The organism is Mesorhizobium sp. LNHC252B00 (assembly GCF_000502955.1).
GTDB lineage: Bacteria > Pseudomonadota > Alphaproteobacteria > Rhizobiales > Rhizobiaceae > Mesorhizobium.
In genome coordinates, this window is sequence record NZ_AYWO01000011.1 from 176422 (window position 1) to 189951 (window position 13530).

At 58.9% G+C, this 13530-nt stretch carries 14 protein-coding genes and 1 pseudogene; 6 read left to right on the forward strand and 9 right to left on the reverse strand.

The features are described from left to right. Positions 1-371 precede the first annotated feature (371 nt). From X744_RS1000000171025 to X744_RS153695, 5 genes are all read left to right on the forward strand, one after another. The gene (locus X744_RS1000000171025) at positions 372-1778 is read left to right on the forward strand and encodes a DUF6600 domain-containing protein (RefSeq protein WP_023759959.1); all 1407 of its coding nucleotides are present in this window, start codon (positions 372-374) and stop codon (positions 1776-1778) included. Between the two features lie 261 nt (positions 1779-2039). Further along, entirely contained in the window at positions 2040-2264 is a 225-nt protein-coding gene (locus tag X744_RS153710; RefSeq protein ID WP_023759960.1) for a DUF768 domain-containing protein, read from the forward strand. 177 nt (positions 2265-2441) lie between these two features. Next, positions 2442-3509, forward strand: coding sequence for a glycosyltransferase family 2 protein (locus X744_RS153705; RefSeq protein WP_198032233.1), 1068 nt, complete (start codon positions 2442-2444; stop codon positions 3507-3509). Then, positions 3484-4176 carry a class I SAM-dependent methyltransferase gene (locus tag X744_RS153700; protein ID WP_023759962.1) on the forward strand — a complete coding sequence of 231 codons (693 nt, stop codon included), beginning with the start codon at positions 3484-3486 and terminating at the stop codon, positions 4174-4176. The genes X744_RS153705 and X744_RS153700 overlap by 26 nt, the downstream gene beginning before the upstream one ends. Beyond that, a complete protein-coding gene (locus X744_RS153695; protein WP_245266664.1) occupies positions 4121-4603 on the forward strand; it encodes a GtrA family protein in 483 nt (160 codons plus the stop codon). Before X744_RS153700 ends, X744_RS153695 begins: the two co-directional genes overlap by 56 nt. Positions 4604-4639: 36 nt before the next feature. Here the strand turns inward: X744_RS153695 and X744_RS1000000174495 are convergent, their stop codons facing one another. Next, positions 4640-4966, reverse strand: a complete 327-nt coding sequence (locus X744_RS1000000174495) for a hypothetical protein (RefSeq protein WP_198032234.1) — start codon at positions 4964-4966, stop codon at positions 4640-4642. Between X744_RS1000000174495 and X744_RS1000000172180 the strand changes: the two are divergent. Then, positions 4917-5556, forward strand: a pseudogene (locus X744_RS1000000172180) (AraC family transcriptional regulator); the annotation flags it as partial. The gene X744_RS1000000174495 and the pseudogene X744_RS1000000172180 sit on opposite strands and share 50 nt — an antisense overlap. Before the next feature lie 97 nt (positions 5557-5653). Here the strand turns inward: X744_RS1000000172180 and X744_RS153685 are convergent. From X744_RS153685 to X744_RS153645, 8 genes are all read right to left on the reverse strand, one after another. Next, positions 5654-6277 (reverse strand): hypothetical protein, encoded by a 624-nt coding sequence (locus X744_RS153685; protein ID WP_023759965.1) that lies wholly within the window; start codon positions 6275-6277, stop codon positions 5654-5656. Further along, complete coding sequence (locus X744_RS153680; protein WP_023759966.1) at positions 6264-7502, reverse strand: hypothetical protein; 1239 nt, start codon at positions 7500-7502, stop codon at positions 6264-6266. Before X744_RS153680 ends, X744_RS153685 begins: the two co-directional genes overlap by 14 nt. A gap of 439 nt (positions 7503-7941) precedes the next feature. Next, positions 7942-8091 carry a hypothetical protein gene (locus X744_RS1000000173825; protein WP_023759968.1) on the reverse strand — a complete coding sequence of 50 codons (150 nt, stop codon included), beginning with the start codon at positions 8089-8091 and terminating at the stop codon, positions 7942-7944. A 65-nt stretch (positions 8092-8156) separates the two neighbouring features. After that, positions 8157-9158 carry an MBL fold metallo-hydrolase gene (locus tag X744_RS153670; protein ID WP_023759969.1) on the reverse strand — a complete coding sequence of 334 codons (1002 nt, stop codon included), beginning with the start codon at positions 9156-9158 and terminating at the stop codon, positions 8157-8159. Between the two features lie 39 nt (positions 9159-9197). After that, positions 9198-9842, reverse strand: a complete 645-nt coding sequence (locus X744_RS153665) for a redoxin domain-containing protein (RefSeq protein WP_023759970.1) — start codon at positions 9840-9842, stop codon at positions 9198-9200. 97 nt (positions 9843-9939) lie between these two features. Then, complete coding sequence (locus X744_RS153660; protein WP_023759971.1) at positions 9940-10086, reverse strand: hypothetical protein; 147 nt, start codon at positions 10084-10086, stop codon at positions 9940-9942. Between the two features lie 14 nt (positions 10087-10100). Continuing rightward, positions 10101-11234, reverse strand: a complete 1134-nt coding sequence (locus X744_RS1000000172185; RefSeq protein WP_023759972.1) for a DUF3182 family protein — start codon at positions 11232-11234, stop codon at positions 10101-10103. 1167 nt (positions 11235-12401) lie between these two features. Continuing rightward, positions 12402-13334 carry a PfkB family carbohydrate kinase gene (locus tag X744_RS153645; protein WP_023759974.1) on the reverse strand — a complete coding sequence of 311 codons (933 nt, stop codon included), beginning with the start codon at positions 13332-13334 and terminating at the stop codon, positions 12402-12404. Positions 13335-13530: the final 196 nt, after the last annotated feature.

Sequence of the window (13530 nt, forward strand, 5' to 3'; positions counted from 1 at the left end):
GTGCACGCCGGGATTTGTTCAAGGCCATTGCCACGCTACTCAGATTGGTGGGAGCAGGAAGCTTTGTCTACATAGGCTTGCTTGCAGGGTTTCTTCGCGGCATCGAGCGGTCCGAAAATGGCTGTCTCCTCATCTGACTTTGCGGAAACAGTTTCGTGGTTGCGAGCAGGAACATCTCCAATCTCCGGGCGCGGAACTGAGGGCGGTTGGTCACCTGGTGCCCTCATGAAGCAACTCTGACGTTTGATCCTTATCATTGTGCGATGCCAAAGCCGCTGCGTGAGCCAATGCGGGCGACGCTAGCAAGGTGGAACAATCCGACAGCCGGCGAGTTTCTAAGACGAAGGGCGATCTGTTTCGGAGGAAACGGGATGAAACGCGTCCTTGCCCAAAATGCGGTTCGACTGATGCTGAGCGGCGTAGCCGCCTGTCTACTCACGGTCGTCGAGATTCCAAACCCGATTACGCCATTGTTGCTTGTGTCCGAGGCAAGGGCTGCCACCGTTTCGATCAGCACATTCTACCAAGACTTGTCTCCCTATGGTGATTGGGTTTCGTACCACGGTGCGACCGTTTTCGTGCCGGTTCATGTACGTGACGATTGGCGTCCGTATACCCTTGGACACTGGGTCTATACCGAGCAGTATGGCTGGCTCTGGGTATCCGACGAGCCATTCGGTTGGGCGACGTACCATTACGGCCGGTGGGGCTATGCCGACGATATCGGTTGGTACTGGGTTCCGGGGACTCGTTGGGCGCCAGCATGGGTGAGTTGGCGTCGTGAAAGGGAGCACATCATTTGGGCTCCGCTGCCGCCGCGCCGCGATCCGGATCTGATTTCAATCGAGGTGACCTTCGACGCGACGCCGGATTTTTACTGGGTTGTGGTCCCTACCCGCGAATTCCTTGCTGCGGACATTTCTGTCGTCGTTATCCGTGATGAGCCGGAGTTTGTGCGCATTGTCGAGGCGGCCGAGCCGGCCGGCGACGTGACGATCCAGAACAACGTGGTGATCAACAAAGTCGTTGATGTTGATGTGATCGAAAAGGAGACGAACCAGAAGGTGACTGCCGTCAAGGTCAGCAAGACCGAAGCACCCGAGCAGTCCGGCAAATTGGAAAACGATACGGTCGCGGTCTTTGAAGGTGAGGTGAAAGCCGACCCCAAGGCCAAACCAGCCAAGCTCAAAGACATCGAGGAGGTGAAGCAGGTTCAGGCTAGCCGGAAATCGAAGCCGACCGAAGGCGCAGCAAAGACCGAACAGGCCCAGCCGGAACAGGCGGCCAAGCCTGAGAAGCCGACAACCCAGGAGCAGCCCGCGGCCGAGCAGCAGGCCGAGCCCGGCAAGGCGGCCAAGCCTGAGAAGCCGAAGGCCAAGAAGCAGCCCGCCGCCGAGCAGCAGCAGGCCCAGCCGGAACAGGCGGCCAAGCCTGAGAAGCCGAAGGCCAAGAAGCAGCCGGCCGCCGAGCCGCAGCAGGCCGAGCCAGAGCAAGCGGCCAAGCCTGAGAAGCGGAAGGCCAAGAAGCAGCCCGCCGCCGAGCCGCAGCAGGCCGAGCCAGAGCAAGCGGCCAAGCCTCAGAAGCCGAAGGCCAAGAAGCAGCCCGCCGCCGAGCAGCAGCAGGCCGAGCCCGAGCAGGCGGCCAAGCCTGAGAAGCCGAAGGGCAAGAAGCAGCCGGCCGCCGAGCAGCAGCAGGCCGAGCCCGAGCAGGCGGCCAAACCCAAGCCACAGAAGCAAAAAAACAAGGCGTGCGATCCGCAGACTGACGCGAACTGCTAGCTGTGCGCGGCACCGCGATTATTCCATCGCGGTGCCGCTGAATGCGCGAAAAGCCGCGATCCTCGCCACTTTCCTTCGCTGCCGCCTGCTCTCCTCTATATCGGCTGGAAGCGCGGAACGCCCGTCAACGAACACAGGGTAAGCATGCAAGCCGAAGAGGGTGAGACGTCACCTCGCGCCCGAGGCTATTTCGAAAAGCCTGACATTGTCTGTTACCCATCCTAGGTTTGTATCGGCAGAGGTCCTTATCCAGAAACGGCCATGAGCACCCGCGGTGCCGACTTTCTATACAAATGGATTTCCGAACATATGCCGGAAGGGCCAACCGACGACCCGGGCCGGCTTGTGACCGATATGGCAGACCAGGCCCTGCGGGCGGCCGCCATCGAAGGCATCCCAATTCAGGAGATCGATGAAGAGATCGGGAGCGTCTATGAAGTGATCATTCATGCCGTTGAACATCGCGACGGCGGTCTCGCGGATTAAAGATTTTGTGGTTGCCTCCGGCGGCTCGCGGTCGCGACGAGGCTGCAGATATGGACTATTGAGTTTTGAGCAGGTGGCAGCAGCGCGCCTGTCTTTCCCCCGACTCGCCATATCTAAAATTTTCTAAATTAGCTATGCCTTATGGAACTTTGGTGCGGGCGTTTCATTTTCATCCGCATGCGAGCCTCTGTGATCCAACGCGTCGGGACGGGAGTGAACGCGTCGCCGCGCTACTCGCTGGTCCTGCCGATATATAATGAAGAACAAGTGCTGCCGCGACTGATCGAACGGATCAGGTCACTGATCAGTCGGCTGGACGGAGAGACTGAGGCGATTTTTGTCGATGACGGTAGCTATGACGGCAGCGTCAAATACCTTCGGCGGGTGGTCACCGCCGAACCTCGCTTCCGGCTTATCGAGCTTTCCCGTAATTTCGGACACCAGATTGCGATCACGGCTGGCATGGATGCTGCCGCGGGTGATGCAGTCATCGTCATGGATGCCGACCTGCAAGATCCACCGGAGGTCGTTCTTGATCTCGTGGCGAAGTGGAAGGAAGGTTTCGAGATCGTCTACGCCCGCCGTGTCAAGCGCGAGGGCGAATCCTGGTTCAAGCGGCTTAGCGCCGATCTTTTCTACCGTTTCCTCGAGAAGATGACGTCGGTCAACATCCCACGCAACGTCGGGGACTTCCGTCTGGTCGGCCGCCATGCGCTGGACGTCTTCAAACACATGCCTGAACACGATCGCTTCGTGAGGGGCATGTTCGGCTGGATGGGATTCAAGCAAGCGGGAGTGCCATTCGAACGCCCCCCGAGGACCATCGGCCAGACCAAATACCCTTTCTGGAAGATGATGCACCTTGCTGTCCACGCCATTGTCAGCTTCTCGGAAAAGCCGCTTCACTTTGCGCTTTGGGGCGGATCGGCCATTTCTGCACTTGCGCTGGCCTTTGGCGCTTATGCCGTCTTCGCCTGGATTTTTGAAACCGGCGTCATTGCCGGCTGGACGTCTACCATTGTGATCGTATCGTTCCTGTGCGGCATCAATCTTTTCATGACAGGCGTGGTCGGCCTCTATGTCGGTAGCATCCACGCCGAAGTGAAACGCCGCCCTCTTTACGTGATCGATCGGCTTACCGGCTTCGACGAGCCGGTGCGTGCCATCGCTGGTGGGAGCCGGAGATCGTTTCGCAAGCCTAAGAACGGAGCCGCTCCCAGTGTCCGAACTCTTCGACAGCTATAGATCCAGTTATGGAGAGACGATCGATGCGTCGATCCGCTTTTCCGGACTCAAGCACGCATTCTTTTTGGTCGCAAAGGCCGACCTGCTGCGACGCCTAGTCGCCGAGCGAGGACTTCGTCGACGGGGAGCCATGCTGCGGGCGCTTGATGTGGGCTGCGGTGTCGGTTCGCTCCATCCTTATCTAGACGGCGCTTTCGAGCGCCTGGATGGCTGCGACGTCTCGCAGGAGTCGATCCAGCGCGCCAGCGAGGACAATCCGGGCGTCGTCTATAGGACATGCACCACGACGGCCCTGCCTTATGACGACTGCGTGTTCGACCTGGCTTTTGCCAGTTGTGTTGTTCATCATGTTTCGCCCGCATCCTGGCTCGATTTTTTTCGCGAGATGCGACGCGTCGTGCGGCAAGGCGGCGTCGCCTGCATCATCGAGCACAATCCCTATAATCCGCTGACGCGCCTGGCGGTGCTCCGATGTCCGTTTGACCAAGACGCGGTCCTGCTCAACGCGGTCAAAGCAGCGGCCCTCTTTCGACAAGCAGGCTTCAGGGAGGTTCGATGCGAGCATTTCCTGCTGCTCCCGTCGGCCGGCAGATTCGCCAGAAAGGTTGAGCGTGCCCTCGCGCCGCTGCCGCTTGGCGCCCAGTATGCGTGTAGTGCCCGTGTCTGAATTTCCGCGTACCGCTGGCACCGTCCTGAAGCTTCTGGCGCGCTTCGGCCTGGTCGGCGTCGCCGCCACAATCCTGTATGCCGCCTTGGCGGATGTCTTTGTCAAATCGGAACGGTTCGGCTTCAGCCCCGTTCAAGCGTCCCTTGCAGCATACGCAGCCGCAGCCTTGTTTTCCTATCTCGCGCACAGGTCAGTAACCTTCATGTCGCGCGGATTGCATAGATCAGAGGCTCCGCGTTTTCTCTTGCTGGCGGCGATCGGCTTGGCCATCGCCTATGGCGCGCCGGCGCTCTTGACGGCGAAGCTGGGCCTGCCGCTCATCTTTCCCATCATGATTACCTGCTTGCTTGTGCCCGCGATCAATTTCGTCGTGCTCCACCGATGGGTCTTTGCAGAACACATTCCCGATCAGTCCGGCGATGGTTGACGCGTGATCGGCCAGAAAGATTCGTTCCAAAACAGTTCACCGTTTCACGGAAATGATGAACTGCTCCAAGCCGCTTGCTGAAGCACGGCCCTTACGATTGGATGATGCCGGGCTCCGTTCAACCGTCGATCGCTTTGCCTTTAAGCCGTTGCTGGCAGCACATGTTGAACCATCCAAATCGCAGGATCGGTCGAGCGCCATGCCCGGGAGGGCCTGGCTGGTGTCACCACGCAGGAAGAGAGGCAATGAAGGCGGCACTTGAAACCTGCGGGTGCTCACATTGACCAGCATCTGGACGATGAGCTGGCCTTGGCGCGCTTCGTACCGGCTCGCCGACATGGACGCCCAAAGCGTCACGGACATAGCCATGGATGCAGGTTACGATGCGCCCGATGTGTTCGCCCGCGCCTCTCGGCGACGGTTCGGGCAATCGCCTTCGTCGCTCCGAATATCTCCCAGCTGTGGGTCGTGGCTTATGGCCTTCGGGGCCCCTCGACAACGCAAGCAACGAGCCCATGCAGATAATCTTTGACCACGACGATCCGTGATGTGGCGCCTACGCCGGTGGTGGTGATCGAGTATCGCGGGGACAGGGTGACGCCCGAAGACACCTTCCGGCGGTTCAGGGCCTGGCCCAAAGCGAATGGCTCGTCGCCGCTGACAAGCTCTACTTTCATGGTCTTCCGTTCCGAAAGGGAGCCGCCGTCCCAGACCGATCAGTCGATCGAGGCGAATGACGCGCTAATGAAAGCTGGCGTGATCCCGCCGGATGCTGCGCGGTGCTGCGCTAAAAAACGATCTCGAGCCCGCCGCGCTCTACCTCTATCGCTTGACTATTGGCCAACTGCGGGGAGGCACGCGACTTCCCGATCTATTGCCAACGCCGGCTCTCCTCCATCCCGGAGGTGCAGGCACATGAGGCGAGCACGGAACTGTTGCTGCCGCTGAACTAGGGCAACTCCAGAAAGTTGTGAAGCGGCTTTCCGTCCGGAATTGCGTCAATACAAAGAGCTAGGGCACTTCGCCGTTTCAGCGGAAAAGTGAAGTGCTCTAGCCGGCGTCCAGCCGGAACGACACCAATTTAATGGCGCGTTTGTAGATCTTGCTGGCGGCGGGGCTTGGCGGAATCCCGTCGCGATAGTCGAAAGTCACTTCGAGTACCTTTGCGCTGGCAAATGCTGCGTGCGGGATCGCGAACGAGATCGTCGTCGGGTCTTGGCTCGACAGTGTTACCTCGTGTACCCGAACTCCGTTCACCGAGATCATTACCCTTTGTATGGTTTGTGGTGGACGAATGACGGCAGACATTTGTAGCGTGGCTGTAAACCCGTCGCGAAGCGAAGGTATTTCCAGCCTCAGCCGAGAGGTCTCGCCGAGCGAATGGGTTCCGTCGGCTACCGGCCCCGACCAACCGCAGACCATCATGCCGGCTGCTTGTTTGGCACCGTCGGACCGGAAAGATACCGTCTGCCCAGGAGTGTAGCTGCCAACCGCATCGCGATTGAGGCACGTCGTCGTGCGATCAATGTAATAGGCCCGATAATCAGCGTTGACATCTGGATTGAGAGCGAGTGCGAGGATGATGATCTCGGACACGGCCAAAACCACCGCCAGCGCGTAGCCGCCAGTCGAGGCAGCACGGCCATAGGATGACAGGCCGTCAGACCAGGGCAAGATAGCCTCCAATCCATGCCACAGTCATGAAATAACATGCGCTCAGGAAAAGAGCCAAAGTCACGAGATAGGTCAGTTTCGATACCGACAGCAGCTCGGCAATCAACATCATCAGCGGCGCAAGCCCAATGACGTATCTGATCATGGAAGCCAGGTTGGTGATCAACGGCAGGATGATGCTGCTCGCACAGAAGAGCGCAGCGCCATATCGCCTGCGAGCCGCCAGAACGACCGATAGGATCAGCCCTATGATCGCTGCGAGCGCGCTCCATTGCGGCGCCGTGGGCAGCCATCCTTTTGTCGGCACAGCAGCGAGACCGTCCCATAGAAAAAGGAGCGGATCGCCAGCAACCCGCCCAAACGCGCGCTGGACGTGCAAGAACGCAAACCCATCCCCGACAGTGAGATACAAAAAGAGCATGTAAGCAAACAAGCCGGCGGGTGAGATGAAGATAGCTACGAGCATATCCGGACGACCAAGCACCCATCGTGGGAAAGACACCGCCGACCCGCCCTGCTGGCGGTGCTGCTCGAACATTCGGATGACGGTTGCAAACACAGCAAGGACCCCGACCACCCTCGTTGCCGACAGCAAAGCGCATGAAACGCCAGCGGCCAGGTAGTTGGAGCGCTTGAGTGCCAAAAAGACGCACGAAGTCAGGAACACGAAAAGAGGTTCGGTAAGGAACGTGGTGAAGTGGAAGGAGAACGGGCCGCTAAGCAGGAAAGCGCAATACAGCGTATAAGCGCGCATGTTCTTCTCCAGCAGTGGCCATGCCACAAGACAGGCGGCGTAGCTGCATGCCATCGAGGTGATCGTCGCGATCAGAATCGTGGGAAAAGGGAAAGCAAACCGAAGAGTCGTCACGAGCATGGGATACAAGGGAAAAAAGCCCCAGCGTCCGACGTTGCTTTGGCCTGGAATGGGAAAACGCTCGTAGCCGTGTTCGGAAATGTCCACATACCACGCGCAGTCCCACCTGCAGAGCGCACGCGCATAAGCTTCGAAGCCTGAAACTGCCGAGACTGAATGGAATGCAGCATACCGAATGACAAGCCCGCTGATCATGAACAGGAGCGGAACCGCAACGGCGGTGACACAAAGGCGACGGCCAGCGTTTGCGCGAGCCATGTCTCCAAGCGCCAGTTGTGTCTCCACAGGGGATGGCGCCAGAATCTGCGATGGCGAGCCCGAGTTCGCCGGCTCGATGGCGCTGCCAGCCATAAAATCGGTCCATCGGAAGCATCAAGATCATCAACCGACTTGAAGCCCCGTCTGCGACTTGATCTTGAGGATCAACGATGCCGCGCCGCTTCGGTTCCTTCTGCAGCAGGAGTTCGTTGGGGCCAGGTCGATCGATCACACCAGTCGAAGAAGGGAGCGATATTCGCGCTTCAACGGCACCGTTTCCTCGCAACGGGCGGCCTTCTTCATCGACGGTCCGGCCCGCGTCTCCCAGTCGCGCTCGCGACAACGGGTTCTTCTCGCATAGGCGGGCGCCGGTGGCGGCCCCAACCTCCAGCTCGAGCGCGTCGCTCGCTACAGCGCTATCGAGACCGCTCTCGCCAGCGGCTCCGCTGCCGCCAAGCTACACCTCCTGCGGGGACGCGACCTGCGCCAGCTCGCCGCAACGCTGCTTCGAGAAAAACGGGAACAGCGTGGTTCAATCCTTGCCGCGGCGCGGGTCTTTGCCGGCCGCCTGACTGCTTTTCTTCGGCTGTTCGTCGCGTTTGTCCTGATTGCCTGCACGGTTGCCTCCGTGCGCCCCTTGGGAAGATTTTGCGGTCTTGCCGTCTTTGAGTTTCGTTGCCATGGTTTCCTCCTGGAATCCTGATGTTTCCAGAACCGCCTCGCCGCGTGAATGTTCCGCAGCATTTACTATCTACGCGCAACCGAGCGGCCATGGAACGCAAGCTCGAATTCGGCCCGCAGTTCGTCCTCCCGTCCGAGATAGCGCGGCGAGAAATGCATCTGGTGAGCGAAGTCCACTGCCGCCAGGCGGGCGATCTCGCCCGCCTGCACTGCTGTCAGGTGCTTCTTTGAAGCGGCGAGTCCCCGATCCTCCTGCAAGAATCCACCTTCGATAAAGAGTTGATCGGCGCCGCACGCCAAGCTGCAAAGCCGGGTTATGTTCAAGGAATGGAAGGCCAGGTCAGTGGCATAGGCAACGCGCTGGCCCGGCGCGCAGACGAGCGCTTGGCTTTGCAGCAGTTCTCCCAGAACTACCTTCCTGTCCTTGGTGGGCATGAACTCGGTTGCAGGCCCGGCGCCGCTGCGAACGGCCCGTTTGGCTTCGGCCAGCCAGGGACCAACTGGAAGGCGGAGCTCGTCGAGACGCGTCTTGTGAACGTTGACCCTGATTTTCTCCTGGAATGAGAAGGCCAGGCAAGGAATGCCATGATCAAGCGTGACCGCAACGACCTTGAATTCCGGGTCGTCGAGCGGAAGCCGCGCTTCCGACGGCTGCTGGTTTTCGCGAACAAAAGCGTTGCGCGCCCTGAAGACGACCTCGGTAATGAAGCCTCCCTCCGCCCAGTCGGAGGCGGCGATCTCCAAATCATGGGACCGCCCGTCCAGCAGGTTCCAGGTGTAAGCCCGCAACTTGGCCTCGACGGCGTCAGTCAGACCGGGCGGTCCGACGATATGGACGCGTCTGTCCCGGTAAAGCGACAGCCTGAGCAGGCGATCGAAACCGCTGAAGTGATCCATATGCATATGCGTCACGAAGACATGCGAGATCCGCAGGATTTCACGCGGCGAAAGGGTCGAAAGATCTCCGAGATCGAACAGCAAGGCCCTGTTGCCGAAGCGAAAATCCAGTAGCACGCCCGGATCGGAAAAGGGTTCGTTTACCAAGCGTGGCTGGACGAAAAGCGTCACTGCGAGAAGACCGCCGCGAGCGATGCAGGCTTCATCCGTTCAGCTTCTCTTTGCCCGGCCGGCATATTGGTCGACCGCTCCGGCCATCTGGAGCATGAGTGTCGCCATAGAGATGGAATTCCCGCCATAGGGGTAGAAGTCGGATTTATCGCCTTTGTTCCATTTCTCCCGCAGCTCGGGTTCGGTGATGTCCCAGTCGCGATAGGTTCTTCGCGCCAGTTCGCGCAGCTCTATGTGCAATTCGACGGTGGAGGGGCGGCCCCAGTAGTAATAACCGTTGTAGACCTTGAAGACTTCGAGGTCTCGCCCCAGCACGATGGTGTGCGGGACCATCACGTCGTGCGTGGTGTCGGTGTATTCCTTGATGTCCAGGTCCTTCTGCACGAGGCGTTCCTCGTCATACAGAAAGGGCCAAGGCGCCGAGGTCTGCTGGCGGTAATTGTTGGTCGTATGCCAATCGTCCGTGGTGATCGTGACGAGCTGGGTGTAGCCGACGACCAATTGCGGGTGAAACCGCACCAGTTCGAGCACTTGCTGCCGGTCTTTCGGGCAGAACAATCCACGCGTCAGCATCACGATCATCAGCTGGTCGCCCTGCAGGTCCGACAGCCGCCGTGGCGTCTTGGTGTGGTCGGGTAGAACGTAATCGGGGAACTTCGCGCCAGCCACGATATCTTGTCTCATTTTCAGTCGCTCCATCAATCCGGTTCCTGTAACTCCCGAACAAACGACTCCTCCCCATGTTCCTTGATTCCAGGCAAGCCGAATGAGACGGCCGACTCTAAGGGCCGCCCGCCGTAGCACCGACGACCACCATCACGAGCCCATCCAACTCGACTTCGCCATCGATGATCGTCTTGCCGCCCTTTTTTCGAACCTTGAGCTTCGACGGGTTTTCGGCGGCCTGTCTTTCGAGTTCGTCAATCACTCCCGTGATCGTCGCTAAGCGGTCTTCCGTGATATCCGCGTAACCGCCGTGTAGCGCGTGATGGCACCCTCGTCGGGATCCTCTCCTTGAAAATGCACGGTAGCGTTGGCCGGCGGCTGACAATTCATGCCAAAAGCTTTGACCGCCGAAGCGCATACGAACTGGACATCAGGGTATTGCTGCATGACATTCATGGCCGCAAGTTCGGCGGTGCTGCTGCCGCCGATCCGCCAGCAGGCTTCGAGCACTCCCGACTTCCACTTCCCAGACCAGTCGGTCCCTTGGCCGATGTCATAGTTGCGCCGCGATGCGAAAAATCCGGGACACTCGATCATCGCAGCGTCATATGTTCTCGCCTGCGCGACCGCCAGCGCTGAAGCAGATGAAAGACTGAGGCCTGCGAGTGCCTCCCATCCCCCGCGTACGGCGATGATATCGGACCCGCCATAAACGGGTTGTCCCGCATTATCCGCCGTTATTCTCTGCGTGCCGACGTACGCAATGGCGATCTCGCCTACATCCGCGATTCCGACGCTTAGCGTGGCGATGTCAGCTAGATTCGTCTCTAGAACGAGTCCGTTTTTTTCTAGATTTGAGGCTTGATAGCGTTCCAGGAAAGCTTCGACTTCCGACACGGAAGAAGCGATCTGTTGTTCGCGTCCGCGCGATGCAAGCGGAGGCTTAAGACGAACTGGTCCTTGCCGCAGGAGCCGATCCGCCGCTTGCAAAGTGTCCGTTCGGGAGAATGTGCTGTAACCCGGCAAAACCGCAGCGCTGACCCGTTCAGGGAATTCCGCTGGCCAGTCATCAGGCCGAAATGCGGACGCGCTGATCACGTCATGCGTGATGACTTTGGTCATCGCCAGGCGGGACGGAAGCACGCCGCCAAAGAAGTCTTTTGGACCTGCGATCCCCATTCGGCTCGCATCGGCGAGAAGCAGGCTGTCGTCCGGGACGTAGTACAAGTATTCTCCGTCCAACTTGAACGCGCTAAGATCGCCCTCGAATGCAAACCCTTTGAGTAGAGCGATCTGGCGGGCGACCGCATTGATCGCGTGCCGTTCATGGACGAAGAGAGCTTCGCTGCCTGGCGCGGAGCATGCGATCACAATTCCTTTTGGCCCGTCCGGGCATGTATTGCTTGTCATCCTCAATCCACAATCCTGTTTACGTCCGTGCGGCCGCACGTCTCCAACTGCGAAAACGGCGGGGTGGCGAAAACGTTCTGTTCCGGTTTCAGTTAGCGAGCTTCCCTAGAAGGGGAGCGTGTCGAAACCCGCGCCATTATCCGCGTCGACGGGATTCGAAAACTGATCGAGAGATCGGTTATTGCGTGCTCGCCGCCGGGCAGGGGTCGGCACATTCGGGCGTGCCCAATGGCGTTTGCGGGGCTCAGCCAGAACGCGATCTATTTTCTTACAGACGTCACAGGCCATACTACAAGAACGTCGAATCAAACGGGGAACCGGGGAACAAGCTCAGGCCCACGATACTTCTGGAACAAGTGCGGCGGTCGCCAGCCCTCGCAGCCCCGGCTCTTGCGGCTTGGCATTCGCCGCAAATCCGCGAGGGCAACTGTACAATCGAGACGCGGTAGATCTCAGCAGGCTTCAATAGAAGGAGCCAAGATGACCAGGTCACCGAAACCACGCGAATTGCCCGGACGCCTGATGCGCTACGGCATACAGATCGGCCGGATCGGTGCCGTTGGAGAGTGGCATCCATTGTTAGACAAGGTCGAGAGCGAACGCCAGCGCGGCCATGCACGGCGGCTAAACTCGCTGCCGAGACTGGATGGGAACAGGGAGAACGCAGGACCCGTGTTGCTGTTGTTTCTCACGATGACGGGCAGCGAAAAGAAAGGACGATTTGTCCAGAAATTTGCTTGTTCTGCTAGTAGCAGGGGCGCCAACGGTCAGGCCCGCTCGAACGTGCCGACGATCCCAGCCTCTGCGAAGATGTGCAGCTTGGCTTTCAATTCGTGGACGGCCGCTTTTTTGCGGCTCGCGCGCCAGTGCCTTGCCGACCCGCTCGATCTGATCCTTATCGGTGAACGGGCTAGGAACTGTTATCGGGCAAACCTATCGAGGCATCTCGCGGCCCGTCGTTTGCGCCAGTGGAAATCTTTCTGTTCCAGGCCAGGTCGCCTCCATGGAAGTTTGGAGAGAAATGGCTAAGGCCGTATCAGAGTTGTAGTGGCTCCGAAAAATCGACGCGCGGCTTTTGGCTGGAGCGTTCACAGAGCTCAGCGTCGGTCACCATCTCCTGGCAGAGCGCCAAGCCGAACGGTCGGCCATGTCATCGGCCATTCTTCTTCAATACAGCAGCGAACATCTGATCGAACTCCGACCGAGTGGGATAAGACGCCTGCGTGCCCTTCCGACCAACCGAGAAGGTTGAAGCCGCAACGCCCCAGCAGGCGGCTTCATATGCCGATTTGTCCTCCAGGGTCGCGGCAGCGAACGCGGCAATAAAGGCATCGCCGGCCCCCGTCTTGTCCACGACATCGACAGCGGGCGCTCGTATTGCGGTCGTCTCATTCCTCTCACAAAGGATGCAGCCACCGTCGGGGAGCTTAACGCATGCAATTTCGCCCCTAGGGCGTTGAATTCGGTTGCTGCCTGGCTGGCCTGACTTTCATTGGCCACTTCAATTCCTAAAACATCCGCTGCTTCCTTTTGGTTGGGCGACACCGCATAGAAGCGTTTTAGATCGGTCTTCTCGATTTGATCGGCAAATGTTGGGTCGACGATGATCCTGAAGCCGCGCCTTTCCGCAGCTTTGAATGCGGCCTCAAGCACAATGCGAGGAACCTCGAAATCGGCGATCAGGACGGAGGATGCTGGGGCGTTGTCGATTGCCTGCACTACTTTTTCGACAGCGGGAGTTTGCCAGTTCATATTGGCGTTTGCGACTGAAAGGATTGACTTGTTGCCATCTGCTGGAACGACGACGACCGCTATGCCTGTCATCGAATTTGGAGCGACAAAGACAGCCTCCAAATCGAGATTCTCTTGCATGAACGGACCAATGGCCACCGTCGCGAGATCGTCGTCTCCGACTTGGCCGAGAAGCTTTGTTGGAAATCCGAGCCGCTGCGTAAAATAAGCCACATTGGCAGCCTTTCCGCCGCTCTTTCGAGAAAATCCGGATGCTCTGACGGTCGCGTCACTGCTGAACGGCTTGTCGACCTCGAACCTCAGGTCGGCATTAATGCTACCCAGAGATAGAACCGCCGGCTGTGCCAAACTTCAAACTCCGCTTTTCGGATTATTCGCTGGTGTGATCTGCAACCCAGCTTGCTTGGTCCCATACGCCTTGCTTCGCGGTCCGCGAGCCTCCGGGGCAATCGTCGACCGAACGCCGCAGTTTCGGACGCGTTGAACACGATAGTCGTTGCCAAAACTGGTCCGGGCAAGAATGGTTCCGGGACAAAGCTCTCGG